This is a genomic window from Acidisoma sp. S159 (assembly GCF_009766125.1).
Classification (GTDB): Bacteria; Pseudomonadota; Alphaproteobacteria; order Acetobacterales; family Acetobacteraceae; genus Acidisoma.
Genome location: NZ_LMUG01000018.1, coordinates 12,546 through 36,153, shown reverse-complemented (window position 1 = coordinate 36,153; position 23,608 = coordinate 12,546). Strand labels below are relative to the sequence as shown.

At 58.7% G+C, this 23,608-nt stretch carries 19 protein-coding genes and 2 pseudogenes; 10 read left to right on the top strand and 11 right to left on the bottom strand.

What is annotated here, in order from left to right; all coding sequences use genetic code 11:
- Positions 1 to 127 precede the first annotated feature (127 nt).
- Together GSQ92_RS07380 and GSQ92_RS30840 are read left to right on the top strand one after the other, a co-directional pair.
- Positions 128 to 523 (top strand): cupin domain-containing protein, encoded by a 396-nt coding sequence (locus GSQ92_RS07380; RefSeq protein WP_158800916.1) that lies wholly within the window; start codon positions 128 to 130, stop codon positions 521 to 523.
- Between the two features lie 175 nt (positions 524 to 698).
- Positions 699 to 1,397, top strand: a pseudogene (locus GSQ92_RS30840) (SDR family oxidoreductase).
- A gap of 48 nt (positions 1,398 to 1,445) precedes the next feature.
- Here the strand turns inward: GSQ92_RS30840 and GSQ92_RS07370 are convergent.
- Positions 1,446 to 2,378, bottom strand: coding sequence for a GlxA family transcriptional regulator (locus GSQ92_RS07370; protein WP_254065442.1), 933 nt, complete (start codon positions 2,376 to 2,378; stop codon positions 1,446 to 1,448).
- Here GSQ92_RS07370 and GSQ92_RS07365 point away from each other — a divergent pair.
- Both GSQ92_RS07365 and GSQ92_RS07360 read left to right on the top strand, forming a co-directional pair.
- On the top strand, positions 2,356 to 3,402 hold the full coding sequence (locus GSQ92_RS07365; RefSeq protein WP_371418544.1) for an NmrA family NAD(P)-binding protein: 1,047 nt from the start codon (positions 2,356 to 2,358) through the stop codon (positions 3,400 to 3,402). The genes GSQ92_RS07370 and GSQ92_RS07365 overlap by 23 nt on opposite strands.
- A gap of 120 nt (positions 3,403 to 3,522) precedes the next feature.
- Entirely contained in the window at positions 3,523 to 4,179 is a 657-nt protein-coding gene (locus GSQ92_RS07360; protein WP_216849864.1) for a carbonic anhydrase, read from the top strand.
- A gap of 366 nt (positions 4,180 to 4,545) precedes the next feature.
- Here GSQ92_RS07360 and GSQ92_RS07355 read toward each other — a convergent pair whose 3' ends face one another.
- The 4 genes from GSQ92_RS07355 to GSQ92_RS07340 form a co-directional block, all read right to left on the bottom strand.
- Complete coding sequence (locus GSQ92_RS07355) at positions 4,546 to 4,860, bottom strand: hypothetical protein (protein ID WP_158800919.1); 315 nt, start codon at positions 4,858 to 4,860, stop codon at positions 4,546 to 4,548.
- Between the two features lie 1,325 nt (positions 4,861 to 6,185).
- Positions 6,186 to 6,584, bottom strand: a complete 399-nt coding sequence (locus GSQ92_RS07350; protein WP_158800920.1) for a host attachment protein — start codon at positions 6,582 to 6,584, stop codon at positions 6,186 to 6,188.
- A gap of 125 nt (positions 6,585 to 6,709) precedes the next feature.
- The gene (locus GSQ92_RS07345; protein ID WP_158800921.1) at positions 6,710 to 7,978 is read right to left on the bottom strand and encodes a PHB depolymerase family esterase; all 1,269 of its coding nucleotides are present in this window, start codon (positions 7,976 to 7,978) and stop codon (positions 6,710 to 6,712) included.
- A gap of 119 nt (positions 7,979 to 8,097) precedes the next feature.
- Positions 8,098 to 8,514, bottom strand: a complete 417-nt coding sequence (locus GSQ92_RS07340) for a CopG family transcriptional regulator (protein ID WP_158800922.1) — start codon at positions 8,512 to 8,514, stop codon at positions 8,098 to 8,100.
- Positions 8,515 to 9,299: 785 nt separating this feature from the next.
- Here GSQ92_RS07340 and GSQ92_RS07335 point away from each other — a divergent pair.
- The gene (locus GSQ92_RS07335; RefSeq protein WP_158800923.1) at positions 9,300 to 11,159 is read left to right on the top strand and encodes an AsmA-like C-terminal region-containing protein; all 1,860 of its coding nucleotides are present in this window, start codon (positions 9,300 to 9,302) and stop codon (positions 11,157 to 11,159) included.
- Positions 11,160 to 11,913: 754 nt separating this feature from the next.
- On the opposite strand, the gene GSQ92_RS07330 is transcribed toward GSQ92_RS07335, so the two are convergent.
- Positions 11,914 to 12,483, bottom strand: coding sequence for a bacterioferritin (locus GSQ92_RS07330; protein ID WP_158800924.1), 570 nt, complete (start codon positions 12,481 to 12,483; stop codon positions 11,914 to 11,916).
- A gap of 471 nt (positions 12,484 to 12,954) precedes the next feature.
- On the opposite strand from GSQ92_RS07330, the gene GSQ92_RS07325 reads away from it, so the two are divergent.
- Together GSQ92_RS07325 and GSQ92_RS30045 are read left to right on the top strand one after the other, a co-directional pair.
- Positions 12,955 to 13,221 (top strand): hypothetical protein, encoded by a 267-nt coding sequence (locus GSQ92_RS07325; RefSeq protein ID WP_158800925.1) that lies wholly within the window; start codon positions 12,955 to 12,957, stop codon positions 13,219 to 13,221.
- Positions 13,222 to 13,519: 298 nt separating this feature from the next.
- Positions 13,520 to 13,774, top strand: a complete 255-nt coding sequence (locus GSQ92_RS30045) for a hypothetical protein (protein WP_216849865.1) — start codon at positions 13,520 to 13,522, stop codon at positions 13,772 to 13,774.
- 868 nt (positions 13,775 to 14,642) lie between these two features.
- Here the strand turns inward: GSQ92_RS30045 and GSQ92_RS07315 are convergent.
- From GSQ92_RS07315 to GSQ92_RS07305, 3 genes are read right to left on the bottom strand one after another with little or no spacing between them, the layout of a single operon-like run.
- Positions 14,643 to 15,473, bottom strand: a complete 831-nt coding sequence (locus GSQ92_RS07315) for a carbohydrate ABC transporter permease (protein ID WP_158800926.1) — start codon at positions 15,471 to 15,473, stop codon at positions 14,643 to 14,645.
- The gene (locus tag GSQ92_RS07310; protein ID WP_216849866.1) at positions 15,473 to 16,366 is read right to left on the bottom strand and encodes a carbohydrate ABC transporter permease; all 894 of its coding nucleotides are present in this window, start codon (positions 16,364 to 16,366) and stop codon (positions 15,473 to 15,475) included. Before GSQ92_RS07310 ends, GSQ92_RS07315 begins: the two co-directional genes overlap by 1 nt.
- A 43-nt stretch (positions 16,367 to 16,409) precedes the next feature.
- Positions 16,410 to 17,657 carry an extracellular solute-binding protein gene (locus tag GSQ92_RS07305; protein WP_158800928.1) on the bottom strand — a complete coding sequence of 416 codons (1,248 nt, stop codon included), beginning with the start codon at positions 17,655 to 17,657 and terminating at the stop codon, positions 16,410 to 16,412.
- Between the two features lie 133 nt (positions 17,658 to 17,790).
- On the opposite strand from GSQ92_RS07305, the gene GSQ92_RS07300 reads away from it, so the two are divergent.
- The gene (locus GSQ92_RS07300; RefSeq protein ID WP_158800929.1) at positions 17,791 to 18,699 is read left to right on the top strand and encodes a BadF/BadG/BcrA/BcrD ATPase family protein; all 909 of its coding nucleotides are present in this window, start codon (positions 17,791 to 17,793) and stop codon (positions 18,697 to 18,699) included.
- Positions 18,700 to 18,712: 13 nt separating this feature from the next.
- Positions 18,713 to 19,738 (top strand): SIS domain-containing protein, encoded by a 1,026-nt coding sequence (locus GSQ92_RS07295; protein ID WP_158800930.1) that lies wholly within the window; start codon positions 18,713 to 18,715, stop codon positions 19,736 to 19,738.
- 37 nt (positions 19,739 to 19,775) lie between these two features.
- On the opposite strand, the gene GSQ92_RS07290 is transcribed toward GSQ92_RS07295, so the two are convergent.
- Complete coding sequence (locus GSQ92_RS07290) at positions 19,776 to 20,930, bottom strand: ROK family transcriptional regulator (RefSeq protein ID WP_158800931.1); 1,155 nt, start codon at positions 20,928 to 20,930, stop codon at positions 19,776 to 19,778.
- A gap of 631 nt (positions 20,931 to 21,561) precedes the next feature.
- Between GSQ92_RS07290 and GSQ92_RS07285 the strand changes: the two are divergent.
- Positions 21,562 to 22,495, top strand: a pseudogene (locus tag GSQ92_RS07285) (IS630 family transposase).
- A 297-nt stretch (positions 22,496 to 22,792) separates the two neighbouring features.
- Here GSQ92_RS07285 and GSQ92_RS07280 read toward each other — a convergent pair.
- A partial coding sequence (locus GSQ92_RS07280) for a DDE-type integrase/transposase/recombinase (protein ID WP_159013254.1) occupies positions 22,793 to 23,608 on the bottom strand: 816 nt, incomplete at its 5' end.

Below are 23,608 nucleotides of genomic sequence, written 5' to 3'. Positions count from 1 at the left end.
GCGCACACACCTTCTTCTCCGCCATCTGCATCGCAGCCAGTGTCACCTTCTATCTCAAAGAATGAGTCCTGACCCTAGGTAAGGCCCCACAGCCGCGTCGGCGGCCCACGACACAGGGAAACTGACCATGGATATCAGACGCATTGGCTCACAACCCTCCGGCAAGGGACCAGCCGACTGGTTCACCGGCACTGCCCGCATCGACCCTCTGTTCAGCGCGCCCGATCCGGCGCGGGTCGGGGGTGCCCTGGTGACCTTCGAACCCGGTGCCCGCACCGCATGGCATACCCATCCCCTCGGGCAGACGCTGATCGTGACGGCCGGTTGCGGCCGGGTGCAGCGGGAGGGCGGACCCATCGAGGAAATCCGGCCCGGTGATGTCATCTGGTTCCCGGCCGGCGAGAAGCACTGGCACGGAGCATCACCGACCACGGCCATGAGCCACATCGCTATCCAGGAGAAGCTGAACGGCTCGCCAGTGGATTGGCTCGAGCACGTCAGCGACGCGCAATACGAGAGCTGACCAGATCAGGCAGCGAAAGAGACAGACGATGAACCATATCTATGACTTGAGAGGCCAGGTTGCGCTCGTGACCGGCGCCAGTTCCGGCACGGGGCTGGCGACCGCTCGGCCTTCGCAGAAGCAGGCGCCGCCGTTGTGCTCGCCGACCGCAAGGAGGAGGCGCTAACGGGCAGCCGTGGATGCCCTGACCGACAAGGGGCACCGGGCGGTCGGCGTCACCTGTGACGTGACGGATGAGCGTCAGGCAGCGGCGATGGTGGAACGGACAGTCGCGGCGTTTGGCAGACTTGATATGGCGTACAACAACGCCGGTATCCTCGGCCCGATGGGCGACGTGACGGACGAGAGTGGTGAGGCCTTCGACGAGGTCAATGCCGTCAATCTGCGTGGCGTCTGGACCTGCATGAAGCACGAGCTTCTGCACATGCGGCAGCAGGGCAGCGGCGCAATCGTCAACTGCTCATCCCTCGGCGGTCTTGTCGGTCTCGCCGGGCGCGCCGCGTAGCATGCCAGCAAGCACGGCGTGATCGGCCTGACCAAGAGCGCCGCCCTGGATTATGCAGCGAAGGGGATCCGCATCAACGCCGTCTGCCCTGGCTGCATCGACACGCCCATGGGTGACGCCATCGATCCGGCCGCGATGAGAGTTTGGCGGGACGATAGTCTAAGGAGAGCGGCGCGCCTTCCAGACATCCTAATTGGTCAGCCGTCTGACCTCTTTGCCGCAGTACCTATGGGCACGGTCGCCATGCTGAACAGTGCCAGGGCGGCCTTCGCTGTAGAGGCGCTTTCAAGGTGCAGGAGGTTGGCTGATGTATGCTGCGCCTTGGGCCCGCACTGGTTTGCAACGCAATTGGGCAGAAGTCGCGAGTAGCGGATCAGTAAGATTCGGAGCGACGAGCTTAAAAACCTTGGCCTGATGTCAACTAGTTCCTCGGTTTGCCCTGCCCGCCGCGATAGCCCGTAGCCTCTGTGGGGACTCACCGAAAACACGAATAAAGGCGCGGCGCATTCGTTCTTGATCTCCGAAGCCAGTCTCGCGCGCGACGACTTCAATCGGATGCCGGCCTTGCTCAATCATAAGCCGCGCCCTATCGAGCCGAAGACTCTCAATTGCTTTCGCAGGAGACGTCCCGGTTTCGGCATGAAAGGCGCGACTGAACTGACGGGGGCCAAGACCGGCTGACTGAGCGAGCTTCTGCACGGAAAGTGGTTTACACAAATTCTGCCTAGCATAGGCCAAAGCTTCTTGGATGCGGTCGGATTTAGGATTCAGCTCCAGCAATGCCGAATGCTGGGACTGCCCTCCTGAGCGCTGAGAGTCGACAACAAGAATGCGAGCGACCATGCGTGCAAGATCAGAACCATAGTCTTCTTCCAACATATGAAGCGTTAGATCGATCCCGGCGGTGTTGCCCGCCGCTGTCCAAATCGGTCCGTCGACGATAAAAATGCGATCCTCAACCAGTTGGGCTTCAGGGAAGCGCGTCTTCAAATCTTCGGTGAAGAGCCAGTGCGTCGTGACACGGCGATCACCAAGTATGCCAGCATCGGCCAGGGCAAAGATGCCCGTGCAGATGGAAGAGATCCGGCGTGACGTCTTCGCCGCGCTTGAGACAAAGGCTAGTAAGCTGCGCGAGGTAGGCATGACGCGGGTGTTGCCGCCGATGATCACTGTGTCGAACCGTCCATTGTTGAAGGCCGCGGTCTCAAGGCTTGTGCCTGAAGCCGATGGGACGGGCATGCCGTCGTCGGATAATATTTGGATGTCGTAGAGCTTCTCTCCGGAGCTGTGGTTAGCAAACTCGAATACCGAGAGCGCAGCAAGGCTCATGACAGGGAAGCCCGGCGTCACGACGAATCCCACTGTTAGCATGCCCGACCCTCGCGACCCGAAACGAGGGATATACGACATTTGGTTAGCTCCCGAAAGGCGCTACGCTCCGCCGTATACCGGCGTTAGGCGTCTTAGAGAGGGTTCCCCCGTGTCATCTCCCACTGATAGACGAACAGTCTTCATCGCCGGCGCGACTGGGGACACGGGACGCGTCGCTGTCAGAGAGTCGCTAGCGCTAGGACTGCAGGTCCGCGCAATGGTTCACAAGAAGGATTCACGATCGGACGCCTTAGAGAAGCTTGGCGCGGAGATCGCGGTCGGGGACCTGCTCGAAATCGACAGCATCCGCGCAGCGATGGAGGGTGTCGATGCGGCCTACTTTGTCTGGCCGGTCCAGACGGGCCTCATCAATGCAGTCGTCAATTTCGCCCAGGCCGGGAAGGAAGCGGGCGGGCCGACCATCGTCAATTTGTCGCAGCGTTCGGCGCGCCGTGAGTCGAAGAGCCACTCCTGCCGAGACAGCTATATCGCCGAACAGGTTTTCAATTGGTCGGGCCTCCCCGTCGTGCACCTCCGGCCGACCTATTTCCTGGAGTGGCTGCTCTACCCCTGGCAGTTGCCATACCTTCGTCAGGGTATCCTCCGGATGCCCGTCGGCAAAGGGCGGCATTCGCCAATCGCTGCGGACGACCAAGGACGCGCGATAGCTGCGATCCTGATGGCGCCCGAGCCGCATATCGGCAAAACCATCCCTCTGTCCGGCCCTGTCGAAATGGACCATGAGCAAATGGCGGCCGAACTTTCCGAAGCGCTCGGACGCAAGATCGTCTTTCAGGATCTGCCGATCACTGAGTATTGCGCCTCGCTCGAGGCGATGGGCGTGCCGGCCTACATCGTCCAGCATCTGAGCGGTGCGATGGAAGATTACCAAAATGGCGTGATGTCAGGTGCTGACGACAACGTCGAGCGGCTGACAGGGCGTAGGCCGATGACCGTGCGTGAGTTCACTCGCGTTCACGCAGCGACGCTCAACGGATCCTGAGCCCGGTGAGAGACATCAGGATAACAAAAGGTCTGAAGCGTTCGCCTTGGGTGCTCGCGTCAATGTGGGACGCGCCTGCGCCGACTCCTTGAGCGTTGGACGCCAGGCCGGTGCTAACGCATGGGGCAACGCTGGCGAACCTGCCGGCGCCGCGACAAGCTCTGCGTAACCCTGGATCGGGCTTATCTTGAGGATACCTCCCGTAAGGTTTTTGAAAGGTTGAAAATGGGTTTTATAGAGACAATAATCGAGAGAAACGAGACTTTTGCCCGCGACGGCTTTTCGGCAAGCCTCAAGATCATCCCATCAGCCAAGACGATTGTAGTTGGGTGCCTAGATCCACGGGTAGATCCACTGGATGTTCTGGGGCTTGAGCCCGGAGAGGCCGCGACTTTCCGCAATATAGGCGGTCGCATCAATCCGGCCTTGGTCGAAACGATGATTCTCTTGCCCACTGTAGCCATGGCCGCAGGCCAGATGATGGGGCCGAGCTGGAACCTTGTCATTCTCCACCATACCGATTGTGGGATCATCGGCTGCTACAGGCACGCACCCGATCTTCTGGCGAAACATCTCGGAGTTACGCGGAAGCAGCTCGAATGCATGGAAGTGACTGATCCATATAAAGCGGTCGCCATGGACGTCGCCGCGTGGAGGGCCAATCAAGATATTCCGGGCGAGTTTACTATCTCAGGTATCGTCTACGACGTGAACTCCGGACGGATCAAGGTCGTCATTCCGCCTGCGATGCTACGCCAGACCAGTGACTCAGCATGAGGTCAGCCTTCGAGAGCTCAGGGCACGATTAAGCCAATGTTGGCCACGTAGCATTAGATGAGGTTCCCGGCATAGAAAGTACTCTTCCCGACTTGGACGCCAAACGGTTGGCGGCTCCGCGAAGATCGCGCGGGCGTCACTTTACAAGTCGAGGATAGAGCAGTCGATCGTTCCTCCCAGCTCAGCTTCTTGCGGGGCCTAGGCACTTGCTCCCCTGTTCATCAATCTCTCGGTTACGTTGCAATGACACGCGGAAAGAGAGCATCTCGCGTGTTGAACTCTACGAGGATCAGCCGTTGAAAGGGGAAGCTCGCGCCGACTGCGTTGTCGCCTTGCCGAGACCGGAACCTCCTCTGCCGCATTCAATCATTCGATTTGGTTGGCCACCTCGTCAACCTCGTCAGTGAGCCGCCAACCACTGAGCATGCCAATAATCAACACTGGTATGAACGCCGCGAAAACCCGAAAGCCAGCCGACCGGGCCGCGGTCATGCCAGAAGCAAGCCCTGAAGCGTTGGCCGCTATACCCGCGGCTGCAGCCCTGACAGCATATCCCATCCTCTGAACAATTCCCACGGCCGCTGCAGCCAACGCTTGCTCATCTTCGACCGTGAAACGCACTGTCCGATGCACGATGGATGGCCAACACATACCGAACCCACCGCCTGCAACAAAAAACACGCGACCACTCCAACAAACGAGCCCATTGGCACCGTTAAGGCAAAGCCCGCTGCCCCATTCACAACTGAGACCACCCTACAGCGGATCAGCATCTTACTGGCTGAAAAGGACGCGCTGGATACCGCAATTGTGGCCAAACTCCAGGCCAGCCATGGACGACGACATTTACGCCTTCGTGCTAAAGCCATCGCGATTGCCTCGCCGATCCCCTTGCTGCTGCCTGTCACCAATGCCGTCTTGTCTTTGAGTTGCAGGTCCATTGTCCGAAGCCCATTCCAAACTGCGGAAAAGGAGCCAGGTGGATCATGACGACAGGTGAGGCAAGTACGCACTTTAAGGTGCCTGTCACAGCTGAGCACCGGGCTGTCTGTCTCGGGCCGGACGGTATAGCCATGCACGTGATCCGCGTGATTGAAATGATTCAAGGCCGCTGGAAGCTCCCGATCCTCTTTCGCCTTTTGCCGATCCAACCATGCGGTCTTCTCAGATCAAGCTCAAGATGCACGGCGGCGAGCACAACGCAATCGCTGCGGCGGCGCGGCGCTTCCAACGAATTCGGCCAACGCGCGGGACGCCCGCGCTGGTCGCGCCAAGTGCGTGTTTCATCATCAACCAGCGGCCGTCCGGGAGGCAACGAACCTCCTGCATATGTGGTCGACAACCTTGGCAACGACCTCCGGCACGCTCGAACGGCAAGTTGACTCAACTTGCACCAATGGGCGGGATAGAAAGACCGTAGTTCAGGACGGATCGGCATGCTCTACCATGCATTCCCTCGGCACCGATCCATAACACGGATCGCGAACGCGACGTTATACCTAGCGCGGTCGAAGCGTATTCGTTCTCAATGGTAATAGTAACGACCATGGCGATAGTAGCGGTGCCGGTAGTAAGCTCCTCTGTACTGATATGGATAATATCGGTGACGATAGTAGTAGACCTTCTCGATAGAACTATTGCTTGGGGCTAAAGTTATTCGCGACTGGATCGGCGTCGCTGGGCTGGCCGCCGCTTCATGAGACACAGGAAAACTCAATAGGCCAGCCACGATCATCATTGACAGCAGACGCATGGGACTATTCTTCCTTGTCAGTTTGCGGCCCGGCAAGTCCTGCCCTCGGGCAACCAATCTAAGTTAGCCTTGAGCGCGACACCAGGAGGACCTTCTTAAGGCAGCGTGGGCTCCTGCCGGAAGCACCCCAGAGTTGGACGACCAAGCTGAAGCTAATTCCTGCGGTTGATGATCGACGCGGACCCCGCTCCACTAAAACTCATGGCTTCGGTGTAACCGCGTAGATGGAAAGAGAGGTTGAGGCGCCTAGCACTCACTCCTCGAAATGCTCGGCGATCGCGTGGTCGGAAATGTTGGTCAAGTCCTTGCTGAGGCTCCGAGTGAGCTTCGCTGCCGTAAGCTTGTTAAGCCGCTCGCGGATGTCGTGCAGGACGTGACCAGGGGCGGCCAATACAATTGCCTGAACTTCAGATTCCGGCGCGAGGTTGAGATAGTCCGCAACGACGCGCGCGAACTCCTCCTTGATCTCGGCCTTGGGATCGGAGTGAGGCGCCTTTAGCTGATGCGCGCCCCTGGAGGCGTCGTCGTCGATGTCGCCGGCGCCCTCCGCACTGAAGGTGTGGATCGTGTGGAAGTGGTCATCATGGCGGGAAAGGATACGGGCCTTGCCGCCATCAGCGACCACGTACCACGTCGTGTCATGTGTGCTCATGCGTCACCTTTACCTGAAAGTCAGAGTGAGAAGAAAACACTGTTCCGGCATAAGCCAGAACGGTGGCTCACAGTTTCGAGGAACCTGGCGGCCCGCGCATCGTGCCGAAGTCCTCGTCCGCTGTCCTACACCGACGCCGGGTGCGGGTGTTCTAGAAAGAAACGCAGCATCTCCGCTGTCGCATCCGGCCCGCGCGGCTCAGTGTAAGAGCCTGAAGGACTTCCACCAAACCAGGCGTGCCCGGCGCCTTTGACAAGCCACTGCTCGATCATTGTTGTTCCGGTCACGTTATAATGCAGGGTGCGGCTGTACGCCAAACCGCCTGGAACCTGGCCGCTTTCAACCTGCGTCCTCAGCGCCTCGCGCTGAGCGGACTGAACCACAACCGCGTCACCATTGAGCGGGTTTACCGTGGTATCACGGTCGCCATGAAAAACGATGGCGGGGACAAGTCGCCCAAGAGCCTCGGGTCGTGGAGACCTCGCTGACTCAGGCAGGAAGCCCCTGCCGCCACGCATCGCGGCGAACGCAGAGGGCATATCCCGTGCTGCCCCGCAGGGGAGCCCAGAATGCACGCCAATCGCGGCGTAGAGATCGGGGTAGGCGTTCCCCATAACCGCGGCGGCTGCCCCTCCCGCCGAAAGCCCGGCGACATAAACACGGCGTTCATCGATTTCAAAGTCGCGCAGTACTTCGCGAGTAATCCCCGCAAGAAGTGAGGGCTCGCCCCGATCACGCTGTTGGTCGCTTTCACTGAACCAATTCCAACACTTCTGCATATTTGCGGAACTTGTTTGCTCAGGATAGGCGATGATGGCGGTATGTTTCTCCGCAGCAGCATTCATTTGCGTGCCGACGGCGAAATCATCCGGCGACTGTGTGCAGCCGTGCAGCATCACGATCAATGGCACAGCTTGGCCATGGTACCCGCTGGGCACGTAAAGCTTGTAAGGGCGGCTGCCGGCCTGGTTGCTGAAGGTCTTGGCAAGGAACCGCGCACCATCCGGCACGATGACCGGCACCCGGTTCGCAGACAAAGGAGCAAGACCGCCGACCGGCAACTGGAAGGCGCCGTGGCTGCCCTGCTCAAAGAAACCGCACAACGGATTGGAGACCGCCGGCTTCAGATTGAACTCACCCGAGGCGAAGGTCCTGCCACCGCCGGCCGCACCGAACCGGGGCCATGCGCGTGGCGCGTAGTCACCCCAGGCCAATCTGGCCGGTTCGACCACGCCTTCAATGGTAGGAGGGTTGCGCTGTGCCGCCGGCTCGGCTTTGCCACTCGTTGCTCGGCCTGCGAGCATGTTCTGCAAAGCTGCGGTGGCCTCTGCAAGACGGCCTCCCGTTGTCAAACGTGTCGCCTGTAGCAGCCCGTCAGGCAGGTGATTCTTCATCGCTGTGACTTCCGTGTTTTGGGACCCCATCAGGCATCCCGTGCGGAACCGATATCGGCTTCCGTCGATAGTGGATCGTCGTCATTTTGACGGGCGACGCTTGGCCCGTCGGCGTCGATTTAGTTCGTTCGGTCCGCCAAGGCGGCCTTGACCTCGGCGCTGGCATGTAGCGCACCCAAGACCGTCACCGAGGCGATGGTCGCGCGGGCCAGCTCGGCCGTGACGTCTCGCGCGACGGTGGCCAAGCCGAGCACGTTGATGTGCAGCATCTCGCCGCGACTTTGCACCGCCTCAAGGTCGCTGCGGCCGTAATGCGCGAGACCAATGTCGAGGGTCTTTCGCGCCACGGACTGGCGTACAACGTCAGCGTGGCGATCGAGCTGATTGCGAATAGCGGTGCGAATGAAGTCTGTCCGGTTAGAATAGAACCCATCCTTCACCATCAGATCGATATGGCCGAGATCGACATAACCCAGGTTGATCGTGATCTTCTCGCTATCGGCCGTTTTAGTCCGTATGTCATGCACCGTGCCCACCGGCCATCTCCATCCATCTGGATGGTATATGGATGGATCGGCTTTGAGTGCAAGGATCTTTCATGGGTGTTCTGACAGCCTGTTAGACCTATCAACACCCTAGAAGCTTCATTATCGCGTGTTAACATCACGCCGACTGATGCGCCGTGCAGGCTGCTCTCCTCAGGCACCCATTCTGCCCGACACCCGGGAACTTGACCGGTGGGGTGGCTAGTCACGAAGATAGACCGCCCCATCTGCTTAAGGATGTGTTTTGGCATGGACGGAACGTTGCTCGATTCTGTAGACCTGCACGCCGAGAGCTGGACGCCCATTCGCTCTTTTTGGGCATCAAACTCCGGTGGAGATCGTTCGCTCCTAGATTGGCAAGGGTGGCGATCGGGCCGCGGCTCGCCTTTCGAGGAGGAGAAGGCGTTGACGGGGTTGGAGGCCAGCGCGCTGTCTGGTACTGGTAGCTGCACTGGATCGCCATAGTAGAAACCGGATCCTCAGCGCGGCTGACACTCATTGGGTTGCGGAAGACGCTCTTGCATATCGCGTTTCCGCTTCTGCACGCCGGCCGGGCCTACGCGCTCACAGACAAAATGGTAGGTCCTACTGATTCCCCGCAATTACTGAGGGACGAAGGTTTCGAGGCGATTGGGGCTTACTCGAAGGACGACGCAATATTCAATGCGGATAAAGCGGATCGGGCTTCGAACGATTTACCAACGTGAGCGGGGCTGAACCTTGTAAGAATAGAGGCAAGGACGACGTCCCTAGTGAAGGGGCCCAAGGAGGCAGACGTGGTTCGCTGGTTCATCTACGTCTCCCTAGGACTGATGGGCTTACTATTCGTCGCTATTGTCGCGGTATACTTGCTGGTCGGACATTTTAATTTAGCATCTCTCGCTTCGGGCCGCGCCAGCGCAGCTCTCGGCAGACAAGTGACGATTGATGCGCTGCACATAACCCCAGGGCGATGGATCACAATCGAGGTCGATGCTGCGCGATTGGCCAATGTACCCGGTGGCAGTCGCCCGATGATGGTCGAGTTGCGCCACCTCACCGCCAAAGTCGACGCGCTGTCGCTTCTCCACCGTCCTCTGATTGTGCGGCGCCTAGTAATCGATGGCCTTTCAATCTTGGCGGAACGAACAGCCGGCCATACTCCTAACTGGAGATTTGGTGGGGCGAAGCCGAATCCTACAACGTCCGACAATCGATCTTGGTTTCCGACACTGCTTAATGCCCGTTTGAACGACAGCGAAGTTGTCTACCGCACCTCTGGCGGAGCGACCTTCCGCACGACGCTGACCAAGCTTTCGATCGTGACGCCAAACGTGACTCAACCGGTCAGGCTGACTGCCACTGGGGCATACAATGGCACGCCCATCAGCCTTGCCGGAGAGCTGCAATCGATCGTAGCACTGAGAGATGGAACCATTCCCTACGGCATGGAACTCCACCTAAGATCGGACGAAACGAAGTTTTCGTTCAAAGGGACGATGACGGACCCGCTCGATGTAGACGGCGCCAAAGGCGCGGTCGTGCTTGAGGCCCCAACACCGAAAGCCCTACTGGCGCTTGCCGGGCTAACTAACAAATCTGACGTTTCACTGCAACTCGCCGGACAGTTACAACGGGATGGCGATTTGTGGAGCCTGACAGGTGCAACAGGCGAACTGAAAGACAATCCCATCACGGCAGCTTCGTTGCAATTGAAGGAGGGTAGCAAAGGTAAGCCTGACGAGGTGGCCACTAACATCACCTTCTCTCGGCTCGACCTCAGTGGCTTGCTCCGAGGCGGAAGCGGGGGTGGTGCGTCGGATGCCGATATTCCTATCGATGTTCCTCGATCGCCGGACCCACTCATCGACGCGCATTTGGCCGCCCGCCAGCTCGTCTACAATGGCATCCAAGGCTCCGATGTTAGCCTCTCCGCGGCGGTCACGCCTGGTCACATCGCCTTAAGGGCGCTGGCACTGACTTATCTTGGCGCAAGCATCCGAGCTGATGGGCGGCTTGAAGCCGCGGGTAAAATTGGCCGCGTGTCGGCAAAGGTAGTCGTGTCAGGTGCCGACATTCAGCAACTGCGCCTCGTGCTGGGGCTTGCATCAGTACCCCTCTCCGGCAAGCTTGACGCACAACTTGTTGCTTCGTCGAGCGGCGCTACCTTCAACGCGGCGGCCCGCGCTGCCGATGTTGTCGCCGCCGTTTCGATGAAAGGAGGCACTATTGCCCGCCAGGTGATCGAAATGGCGTCAACCGACATACGCTTATTGTTCCGAAAAGCCCAAGGAACGACCCCAGTTTCCTGCCTCTTGGGTGTGTTGAATATGAACGACGGCGTAGGCACCATCTCGCCGCTGCGCATTCGGACAGCGTCCGGAACCGTTGTGGGCGAGGCCCGATTCGACCTCTACCGGCGCACATTAGACCTCATGATAGGCAGCCAGCCTGCATCGACGGGCATCTTCGCTCTGGATATTCCAATACGCGTCTATGGAACTTTCGCCAATCCGACGGTGCGGCCTGCTCAGTGGTCACCAGCCAGTCGAGCGAGGTTTGCGACCGCGACGGTGCCTACCAGATTGCCGCCGAGCCTGCAGCAACTCGTAAACCAAAATCCTTGTCTGCACCCACGGGCTGGGCCGAGGCAATAGGGTGCAGACTTGCAACTGCCCGCGCAGCAGATTGCGGAGCCATCCCGCATAGCCAAAATCACGCCGCCCGGGGAACGTTCCGCCGGGAGGACTGCTCAACGACGGTCTCTACAGCCTCAGCGACCTGCCTCGTAGCTTGGTAGTGGATCATGTGCCCTGCCGTCCCTAACGACCTGGAGCACGCTGCCCGTGACTGCCGCTTTGAGCTGTCCGGATCGACGCTTGAACACAACCTTATCGCCCTCGCCCGCCATAATGACGACCGGCAGCGTCAAGTTTTTGTGGTGGCCACGAAGTCCAAGCGCGCCTGGGATCATCAAGGCGCCATCCTCCGATGTCGCCCTTATCTGGGAAGGGCGGATCGCCATGGCGGTCGAGAACCCTGCTTCGCTCTGGAATGCGATAGCCGGTCGGGGCGCAGCCTTCTGAACACGAAAGCGCTACCTCCGATGTTGTGAGGATACACAGGGGCCGAAAGGCGCCGGTGAGTCGGCTCTAGGAAACGGTGTCTCGGATCGAGTTTATACCACTTTGCAACGTTAAGCTTGGGACGCCGAAAGCGCCATCGACATTCCACAAGTGGATGACCAGGTCGTTCAGCGTCCCTCAAATTTAAACTTCAGTTACGTTCTTGCGCTGATCGAGCACAACCTCAACGAGTACGCTCGGGGCAATTTGCCGCCGCTCAAGGCCTAAGTCGCCATTCCAGCAGTGAACGGTGATGCGACTCAAAGTGTCGAGAGGCCCTCGCTCGTCAGCCGGGCAGCATGGGCTTGCCTTCGTGGGCAACAAGGAGGTCATGCATGTCGTTAGCATGCTCCTCCTCGACGCCTAGAATACCTTCAAGCATCACGCGGGTTGTCGTATCGTCGTCACCGAAATAGCGGATCAACTCCCTGTAGTGTTCGACCGCGATGCGTTCCGCAACAAGGTTCTCACGGATCATGTCGACAAGGTTGTCTCCCTCGACATATTGCGACGCTGACCGGGTCGCGAGACCCTCAGGGTTAAAGTTTGGCTTGCCGCCCAGCTGATTGATCCGCTCGGCAACCGCGTTCATGTGTTCTTGTTCTTCTCGTGCATGCTCCGCAAACTCGGCCTTGACTCCTTCCGAGGAAATACCCGTCGCGGCGATCGAATGCATTGTGTAGCGCAGCACGCAGACGATCTCGGTCGCGAGGACAGTCTGTAGAATGTCGATGGTCTGATTAACATCACCCCGATAGGCTGCCGTCACTGCCCCTTCGGAAATGTGCTGTCGCGCCATTTCGCGCAGGGCTTTCACGTCGCTCAAGAACGGCTTTTGGGGGTCGGGGATGGTCATCGAGCAATCTCGCTGCTTGCTGAAAGTCAACATGTTGTAGTCCGACTCTTGCCTCTCAGAAAGGCGCCTTGGGTCCGGTCAGCTCGCTCAAACCCGTTACTCACGATAATGTCATTCAGAGCTCGCTCCGGCCGCGCTAAGCCCTCCGCGAAACGAACGGGCGGGAGCCTCGGCCGCTCGGGAGAGCGACTGTTAGAGAAGCGCGGCACGGAGAAACGGCGATTGTGCCGCGAGCTGCCCATCGCCGCGGATGCCGGCGGGTAGATCGCGGCTGGAGCGCTGAGCAGCAGCGACGTCGACGATGCTTTGGAGGTTGCGTCGGCGCAGGGAAGAGTTCGTGATGCCCGGCTGGATGCCGAAGCGAATAGACTTTACACCATTGGGCGCGGTGTAGGTCGAAGGTCGCCTTCCTTATAGTGAAGTCATAGGGAAAGCCCGCGCTCAGCAGCTGAAGGTCCTGTGGTTCCTTTCTTGAAAAGAAACCACCCTTCCCTTGTTGGCAAGGAATGCCGCGGCTACGCCGAGGAGGCGCTTCGAAGGATTCTTGCCGATCGCTATGACCTGTCGTCGGCTGAAGTAGAAGAGCGGGTCGCAAAAGCGAAGCACGGAGTTGAATATGGAATTAGGAAAGTCGCGCCGCATTGCGCCGTGGACGTCGAGTATTTTGCGGCATGGAGATATCCTATTCTTTCAAAAGCAATATTGCCGCTTACGGAGATCTACACCGCATATTCATGACGTGCGTCCTCCTGCTGCTAGGCTGTCTCCCCTAATGTGTTGATGCCGCCTGTCGATGATGAGTCTAGCCTCGTCAATTTCGTTGCAGATTCTCGTTTCTCATGTAATAGGATTAAGTCAAGCTAGCCAGCGGAGCACGCCATGGCGACGATGATTGAGTTAGCCGAAGCTTTCTTTGTTTCGTGCGATACCGGCGGCGGTTGGGAGAAATGTAAGACCTTCTGTACTCCGACGCTAGCTTCGCATGCCAAAACACGGCGCTGTCCGATATTACAACGCTTAGCGCCTAACGGAGTGGATGAAGGGCCTTTTGGTCGCTCTGACAAACAGCAGTTACGAGGTAAAGTCGTTCGCCGCTGATGAAACACGCGGGAACGTCATAGCCTATGGGGCTTTTACCGGCACCCACCTCAATGGCGGCCCAATTGCGCCCACAGGCAAGACCGCGATAACTGACTACGTCTATGTCATGCAGTTCGAGGGCGATCAGATCGTTCACATGACGAAGATATGGAATTCTGGATATGCTCTGAAACAACTCGGATGGAGGTGAATTGTTGCATCGGTCGGTGCGACAGATACCATGTTCTGGCGCGACGATCAGGATCGGAAACGTGTTGACCCTGATCGTCGCGCAGCAACCGAGGCGTCCAGGTGCCTCCTTCAACGCCAACCGTATCGGCGCACTCCGCCCACCAGATAAGATCATACGCATCCCAATGCGTCTTCACTCTTTCACTTTGTGAGCCTTCATTTGAGCCTCTCAGGCTGCTCTTTCGTCTCAGGCGTTCACCGCCGCGCCTCACCACCTCAAATCAGAAAATGGGACCAGCAATGGGTCCAAAATAGTCGGTTCTAGATTCCATGAGTGATATCGGCGTGCTATACGGAAGCCCTCGCGGAGTGGATAGATTCGAACTCCAGACCTCGACCCGAGCAGCATGCGGTATTATCGTTTCGTCATAAAACGCTGGAAGGACTGTTATCGCGTGTCGACTCTTTCAGGCGACTTGTAGCGACCCGCTACACAGAAGCTCCACTCTCAGCTTAACGCAGGTGAGGTTCGGGGATAGGTCGACGCTTCCACCCCAGCAGGATGTATCGGCCGCGTAAGCTGGCGACTGAAGTGCTACTGCGAAAATAGCCGTCGCGAGCCAACGCATCGCGCCCTCCCATTTCGTTCTCGGAAGAGTAGCTACCCACGCCAAGTAGATCAACTCCTCCGGGAAATCCGCCGATGCTCTGAAGTTTTGAGGGTGTGCTGAACTCGCGCACCCCCACTCGCAGGTAAAAGAGCGGTCGCTTAGTGGGTAGACCCAATACGGCGAGGCTAGGGAAGCGTAATCGCCAGATCGTAGTGTTCGCCCATGCCCTCATCCGCGCGATGTGTGAAAACCAAGGCGCTCACAGATGGCGCAGGCCTATTTGGCGGCGCCTTGCGTGATACCGGCAATGAAATGCTTTGAGAGGACGACGTAGAGAAGCGTAATCGGCAAGGCGGCGAGTGTGAGGCCCGTAAATAGAACACCCCAGTTCGTGACAAACTCGCCCATGAAAACGGTCAGCCCTTGAGGAAGGGTCTTGAGGTTGTCAGATGAAATAAAGATCAGCGGGAAGAAAAAGTCGTTCCAGATGGGCACCGCATTCTGAATGGCCACGATCACCATCGCCGGCCGTGCCAAAGGCAGCATAATAGAAAGCATGATCCGCAGTTCACTCGCCCGATCCATGCGGGCGGCTTCCTCAAGCTCTTTCGGCAACGAGCGGAGAAAGCCCGTCATGATGAAAACGGCTGAAGGCAGCCCCATGGCGACATAGACGAGAACGAGGCCCGCCAGGTTGTCGACCAGATGGAGGCGGTCGAGTTCAATGAACAGAGGGATGATCGCGAGTTTCAGAGGCACAGTCATTCCGCTGATGAAAAACATCAGAAACAATCCGCTCGCCCGAAACTGGTACCGGGCGATGGCATAAGCCGCCATCGTGCCGAAAAGGAGTATCAGCAGGATCGACGCCACTGTGACGCTGAGGGAGTTGGCGAGATAGCGGACGAAATTCGTGTCAGTCCAAACAGTTGCGATATTGGTGAGCGCGAAGCTTCGCGGAAGTGAAAATGGCGATGAGAACAGCTCGACATTCGTCTTGAACGACGACGTAACCATGACGAGGAGCGGGTAGAGCATCACGAAGGCGTTGAACAGGAGCAGGATCTGAATCCCGCTATTCTTGATCCCCTCGTGCCGATTGGACATCAGACCTCGATCTCACGGCGACGTAGGTAGCGCAGCGCAACCGCGGTGGTTCCGGCGACGGCGATGAACATGAGGACAGCGAGCGCGCTTCCTTGCCCAAAGTTCTGGATGCCGCTCGTCTCGCTGCCAAATGCCGTACGGTAAAAATACAGGCCCAGAACATCCGTGGAGCCTCCAGGCGAGCCATCGACGCCTGACATGATGTAAGGAAGCTCGAACCAGTTGAAACTGCCGATGAAGGTGAGCACACAGACGATCGTCACACTCGGCGCCATTAACGGCCAGATGATTCGGGTCAGGAGCGAGAAATCTCCTGCACCGTCTAGCCGAGCGGCCTCCAGCAACTCCTTGCCCACGCGTTGCATCCCAGCGAGCAGGACAAGGGTGGGGAAGCCGATCCAACTCCATATATTGGCGAAGATGATGCTGCCCAGTGCCGTCGACTCATCCCCAAGCCAGGCCCGGCCGGAAATATGGACAAGTGCGAGGGCATTGTTGACGAGGCCGAAAAGCGGGTGAAGGAATAGCTTCCAAAGAAACCCGACAATGACCGCGGACAGCACCACCGGCAGGAAGATGATGACCTGGTGTATACGGTGGCCCGGAAGTGCTTTCAGTAAGGCGAAGGCGATCAGGAACGCGGTCCCGTTCTCGAACACCATCAAGGCGATAAAGACGATGATATTGTGCCACAAGGCACGATAGGTGTTGTCGCTGAAGGGATGCTCCAGAAGGACCTGCCGGAAATTAGCCAAGCCGACGAAGTGCGATGGTTTCAGGCCGTTAAATTCATAGAAGGCGTATCGAAAGGCTGAGAGGAGCGGAAAAAGCACGAACGCCGTCATCACGATGACCGCAGGCGCCAATAGCAGTCCAATCCACAACGAGCGCATTGAAACTCGGGGTAAGAACGGCCACCGGCCCCTACGCGTCATCTCATTTTCCCTGGAATGGCGTGTACCATTTTGCAACCCCGGCCGTCACGTCAGCACCAAGCTGCGCGGGGGTTATGCTGCCAGCCATCATCTTGGTGATGTTGGTCTGTAAAAGTTCGGACCCCGTCGGGCTCTGGAACCTGAAGTAGACGAGGTCGATTTGCGGCATGGCCGTGGCGTTCAACGCGGCCACTTTAGCCAGGAGAGGATCACTGATCGTCACGCCCTTGATGGGTGAGATATCCCCTAGCAGCGAAACCAACTTATCTCCGAAGGCGGGCGTGCCCATGTAATTCACCAATGTCAAAGCGGCAGCCTTTTGCGGCGACGCGGCGTTGACGGCATAGCCGCCGTCATAGAACTTGGTCACGTAACCCGGGTCGCCGGCTTTAGGCGCGGGGGGCGCTATAAAATCCATGTTGAGCTGTGGGTTCTGAGTCTTGAAGTCGGCAATGTCGAAGCTGCCATCCGCGAGCATGGCGGCGCGGCCACTTAAAAAGAGCTGTCCCGAGGTCTCGTCATCCACGCCCTCGTAGCCGTCCGGCATATAGGAACGCAGCTCGAGGAGCTTGCTGAGAGCCGCGATATAGCGGGGGTCCTTGAAGGTCGTCTTGCCGGTCGTCAGATCATGCACGAAGTCCGGCCCAAGAAACGGATTTGTGAAGACCGCCACGAACATCTCGTTGAACCAGCTGGTTCCCAGGCCATTGGCCAGGGGCGTGATCCGCTTTTCCTTAAGCGCCTTGCTCACTGTCAGCAACTCGTCCCAAGTCTTTGGCGGCTGCAAACCGGCCTTGGCGAAAACATCCTTGTTGATGAGGAGACCGAGGGTCTGGGAGGCGAATGGCATCGCATAGACCTGACCATCGGCGCGATAGCTGCCGGACAGCAGCGCGTCGGACGGAAGATTGCCGAGAGACGGCACCGTGGTCTTGTCGAGCTTGAGGAAGTAGCCGGCCTTGATGAATTGTTCGAGCCAGCCATAGGCATGGACATGGATGACATCGCCGCCTCGGCCGCCGGCAAGGGCGGTGGAGACGATGGTGGGATAGCTCTCGTCTGGAAAAGCCTCGAACTTCACCGTTATATCAGGGTGGAGTTTGGTGAAATCCTTGAATATCTCGGTATAAGCGGCCCTATCTTCCTGACGCCAGGTCCAGAACGAAATCGTGGTCGCTCGCGCCGCCCCTGCGGCGAAACCCCAGATCAGTGTTGCCCCTAGGATGGCCAATCCTGCAGTCTTTTTCATTGCCGCCTCCGAGATGTTCGAGACTTGAAGCACGATCAAATCATATCCCTTGCCAAGATTCCATAGAGTTCGTAAAGTTTCCTAACTTTCTAGCCGGCGGCAGCCGACAGCGGTCGCGAATAAGGATGACGGCGTGGATGCGAATATCATTACCGGCGTCGATATCGGCGGCACTAAAACACAGATCCGCGTGATCAAAGGCAGTGTGATCCTAGCCGATCAGATTATCGCGACGGATGAATGGCGCGTGCGCGATGCAAAGAGCGATGCCAAGACGCTGGTGGAGATTGTTAGGCGTGCCTGCCAGGGAAGAGCCCCTCAAGCGCTGGCCGTCGGCGCGCATGGTTGTGACACGGATGACCAGTGCCTCGCTGTCCAGGCCCATCTGAGTGCCGAGATCGCCTCCCTGGTCATGGTCGTAAACGATTCCGAACTCATGGTTCCAGCAGCTGGTTTCATAGAGGGCATTGGCGTCGTGGCCGGTACAGGCTCTATTGCGGTCGCCCGAACACCTGACGGACGTATGCTCACTGCGGGCGGCTGGGGCTGGATACTTGGTGACGAAGGCAGTGCGCCGGCTTTGGTGCGAGAAGCCGCGCGAGCGGTTCGGGGCGAGCTGGATCGCGGACGGGCTGATGATCCCCTTGTGAGAAGCCTGATGCAGAGCGTCGGCGCCGAAGATCCGACTATGCTCGGACGGCTGCTCGACGCCACACGTGGCTCCGTCGTCTGGGGCCGTTATGCTGCCTCGGTGTTTAGCGCCGCAGGCATGGGCTCTCAGCTCGCTCAACACGTGATCCGCGAGGGTGGTTCGGGACTCGCCAACCTTGTCGGCATTCTCATCGAAAGAGGCGCCAACGCCGCGCGCGTCGTTGCGGGCGGCGGAGTGATCGCCGAACAGCCTCTCCTGATGCAGGCATTCAAGGAGGCTATGAAGCAAGTCTCCCCTCATAGCGACGTCCTACTGCTGCGTGCGCCTCCTGTGGCAGGTGCTGTCGCGCTAGCGCAACGGCTTCTTGCGACCTCGATCCACTCAACATGAGATGAGCCATACCATGCAGCGCATAGGATATCGCGACGCTGTCGCCCGCCAGCCGGATTGCCTATCGACCGGCATCAAGGCCGTGCGCGAGACGCTCAAAGCGTTCGATCCAATCCCTTTCGCGAGCCGTTCAATTGGCTTCGCGGGAATTGGCGCGAGCTTTCAGGCGGCAATGATCGGAGCGACCTACGCCCGAAGCCTCGGCCTGCGCTCCTATGCCTATTGCCCGACCGACCTCTATGACGAACGCGCGGATGGTGCGGAGGCCTTTGTGGCTTTGTCGGCATCCGGCCAAAGCCGAGAGATCGCGGATGTTATGCGCATGCGACAACAGCTTCCCCGTATCGCCATATGCCGCGGAAGCGACAACCCCTTGGCCGCGATCACGGGCGCGGTTGTTGCGACGGAATCCGGCTCGGACAACGGCGCAAGCTCTACCGGATATACCGGGATGCTGATGGCGATCGGTATGCTTGTGGAGCGCATCGCGCTGGGCACCCCGTCAGCCGCGTGGGACGGTTTGCCTCAGGCGGTCGCAGACGTCGTGACATCGGCCGCGATCGAAGCCGAGCAAGCAGCCATCCTTATTTCCAAGCGCACAACGATTGATATTGTTGGCAGCGGCGCGGGCTTCGCGACCGCGGGTGAAGCCGCCATGCTAATTCGCGAGGCGGTACGTGTTCCCGCTGCGGGCTGGGACACGCTCAATTATCTGCACGGCCCAATGGAATCGCAGGATTCCACCACAGGCCTTATGGCCTTTGGCGAAGGACGGGAGGTTATGATCGCTTGTGACGTCGCGGGGTTTGGCTGTCCATCCGTGCTCATCACATGCCGCCCCGATGTGCCGACCGTCAGCAATCTCGTGACGATCAAAATGCCGTCCGTCGACCACGTGGTGATTGACGCCATTCTCAAGATCGTCATTGCTCAGATGATCGTCGGAGACATGCAGGATGCCGCGGGTCTGACGAACACGACCTTCCGCTATCGGCAAACCGATACCAAGCTGAAGCCCTGGTCTCCTACCGAAGTATAGTGTCTGCAAGGGGCGGGCCGGCATAATCCGGCAGCCGTCAGGGCAATGGTGGCAGAACCACCGCCGGATGGCGATCTTCCTTGAGGAGAAGACCCAGCCCATAATCCGCCGCCAGCTTCATGGCTCCAAGCACGGTGCCGTTTTCAGCGAGGGGGGTTATCGCGATCCGCGTTGGCCAGGTCAACTCTGTTGCCACGCGCGTGACTTCGTCAATGATCAGGGGATTCTGCCCAATGCCTCCGCCCAACACCACCAGACCCGGATCGAGCATGCCGATGCAACCCGCCACCAAACGTCCGATATCTGCCGCGTGGCTCGTCACGCAGGCGCGCGCGTAGAAGGACCCGCCCTCGGCAAGCCGAAAAAGTTCTTTTGCCGAGGTTGGCGGTGGCCCGGAGTCAGACGGCCAGTTTGCTGTGCACCGCGCCATAAAGGCGGCTGCACCAAGGAAATCCTCAAGCCCCTCACGGTATGGTTTGGTTGTCGGCGACCACGGGAAGGGCGTGCGGCCAATTTCGCCCGCCGCGCCGTTACCGCGAAAAAGACGACCGTTCGCTATGATGCCAAGACCGATCCGCACACCGATTTGGAGATAGGCGAACGTCTCTTCGCCACGCGCGGCCCCATAGGACATTTCGGCAATTGCCGCGCAGTTTACATTGTTTTCAAGTATTATCGGGGCTTGGACGCGCTGTCGCAATTCGCGAAGGGCAGCCTCGGGCCCGGCCTGCGAATCTAGTCCGAGTTGTCGCTGCGCCACAATACGCGGAACCGCCACAGCAATGCTTCGAAGTGGCCCATGTTCACCCGCCGCGATCGAAATCAAATGACGGGCTGCGGCCCAGATGATGGGTCCGATTTGGGAGGCAAGACCCCAGTTTTCCAGTTCGATTGGGCTTTCGATCGTCGCTATTTGAGTTCCATCCAGCGCGTGCGCGACGCCCCGGACCTGCGCCGCGCCTACATCAAGTCCGATGACGTAGCCTGCAGACGAGCCGAGGCCGTATGTTGTTGCGGTGCGTCCCATCGGCCCCTTTGCCATGCCGCGCGGCGCAACTAGACCGAGAGCGCTTAATTCCACGACAGCGGCTGACATGGTCGGCTTGGAGAGATTGAGCAAGGTGCCAAGCTGGGGCCGTGTTACCGGACCACCCAGTGCCAGTGCTCGTAAGACCGCGCGAGAGCTATCCATTAACGAGTCCGTGTCGTCCAAAGAACCCCCGTCGTGTAGCGAATCAGGAATCTTAGTTCAATTGAGCTGTACACATATACTCAGACCTTCTAAAAGCAAAGTCTTAGTCTCCGCTGCACGAGTGTTTGGCCGATACCAGTCCGTCTCTCCGAGGCGAATAGTTTCCTTGATCAGAAGCCTTAGATCATCGTAGCGGATTCGATGATTGTTGATTGCGGCACGTAAACAGTAAGCGCCACGAACAGTCGTGTCCGAAATAATCGCCGTGCCCTCTTCCTGTAGCCTCAGCATGATCTAAGTGTTGATCGCTTTAAGCTTGTCATTGCTCACACCCGCCGGTTGATAGCGGTAGCAGACGATGTTGATACTCGTCGGCGCGACAGGTTTCAACCGCGGTTCGGCGTCGATCAACTGTCACTAATCCAGCCTTTGGCTAATGAATCTGCCGCTTGCGTCCGCCCTCCGGTCAACACTCGAGAGGCACAGTTATCGCGTGTTGACAGCTACGGGCGTCAGCCCCGGCAAGCTGCCGGTTACTCTAGAGCAGGATGGTTTTGGCTTGAATCAAGGAAGGATTCCCACGGCGGGGGAAATCTGATTCAAACGACCGGCCGGATGGAGGTCGGCGGTGATGCCTAGACCCTACTCTATGGATTTGAGGGATCGCGCGGTGGCTCGCGCATGGCTGGTGAAACGACACGCTCGGTTGCGGCGGTTCTGGAGGTCAGCGTGGCGAGCGTTGTGAAATGGTCACAACGTTTTCATCGAACCGGCAGCGTTGCGCCTGGTCCGATGCACGGCCATCGGCCGCGTGTTTTGTTGCCTCATCGGGATTGGTTGATCGCGCGCACGGCGGCGATCAGCCGTTCACCCTGCGCGGCCTGCAAGCCGAGCTAGCCGAGCGTGGCGTGAGGGTCGATTACCGGACCGTGTGGGCCTTCGTGCATGCCGAGGGCCTCAGCTTCAAAAAAAGCGTGCTGCCAAGCGAGCAAGGCAGGCCTGATATCGCCCGCGAACGCGCCTTCTGGAAGAAGCATCAAGCTAGCATCGACCCGCGACGGCTCGTGTTCATCGACGAGACCTGGACCAACATGGCACCGCTACGAGGCTGGGGGCCGCGGGGTCAGAGGCTCGATGCGAAGGTGCCTTACGGGCATTGGAAAACAATGACCTTCGTGGCGGCACTCCGCTGCGACCGGACCCGCGCCCCCTGCGAGTTCGACGGCCCGATCAACGCGCATAGCTTCCTGGCTTATGTGAACCACCAACTCGTGCCGGTCTTGAAGCCCCGCGACATCGTCGTTCTCGACAACCTCGGCAGTCATAAAGGACCGGCAGTGCGAGCCGCGATCCGCGCCGCGGGGGCCAGGCTCGTGTTTTTGCCACCTTACAGGCCAGACTTGAACCCTATCGAACAGGTATTCGCCAAGCTCAAGCATCTGATGCGAAAAGCCGCTGAACGAACCGTTGACGCCACGTGGAAGCGTACCGGCAAACTCCTCGATAACTTCAAGCCAGACGAATGCGGCCGATACCTTCAAAACTCTGGGTATGCTTCAAGCTAAATGCATCACGCTCTAGCTTCACCCTGTCGCTAACGCCGCCGCCCCCAGAGCTAAGCGACTTGAAGGTTTTGTGATCCCGGCATCGCCCCCAGAGTGCCGCGCAGGTGGTTGCGGGTTTGAAATGTAACGGCCTCAACCAGTTCTACGATACGATGAGTCCCGACAGCGATCCTCTCTGGGTGCGAATAATGACCGTTGTAGCATTGTATTTTGCAGCGATCGCGGTTCTGGCGCTCGCCCTCGCAATCCTACGGGCCCGGAACGTGTCAACGAAAGTGAGACAGCCGGTTTTCGAGATTAAGCTTGAACGGCGAGCTTTTGGTTCGGCGGATTAATCCAGACGGCGGTCGGTTTTCTCGGCGATTGGGGCGGCTTGTTGACGAAGCGGTTGGGATTGGCGTGGAAGGCCTGGTCGAGGATTTTCTGACGGGCGGTGTGTATTTCGTCTGCCTTCCCATAATGGACCTGATCAGGCGTCATGATGCCGATGCCGAGATGATGGTGGTCCTTATTATACCAGTCAAAGAAGGCGCGGCAGAAAGTTTTGGCGTCCTGGATGCAGCCGAACCGTTTGGGGAACTGGGGTTGATACTTGAGGGTCTTGAAGCAGCTTTCCGAGAAGGGATTGTCGTTGGAGGTGTGAGGCCGGCTGTGAGATTTGGTAACGCCCAGATCGGCGAGCAGCAGGGCAGTCGTTTTGGCCTTCATAGATGGACCGCGATCGGCATGCAGGGTGAGTTGGCCGGGCGCAACATCATACTTGGCGGCGGCGTCCTCGAACAGCGGCTTGAAGAGAGAGGCGCTCTCCGTGTCGGCGACGCACCAGCCGACAACCCTTCGGCTGAAGATGTCGACAATCACATAGAGATAGAAATAGGTCCATTTGGCAGGGCCCATCAGCTTGCTAATATCCCAGGACCACACTTGGTTTGGGCCTTCGGCGATGAGTTCAGGCTTGGCGTAGACGGGATGGCGCAGCAGACGGCGGCGCTCCTTCACGTCGCCATGTCGGTGGAGGATCCGGTACATGGTGCGGATCGAGCAGTGATAGAGGCCCTCGTCGAGCAGGCTGGCGTAGATCTCGGCCGGGGCCTGATCGACGAACCGCGGCTC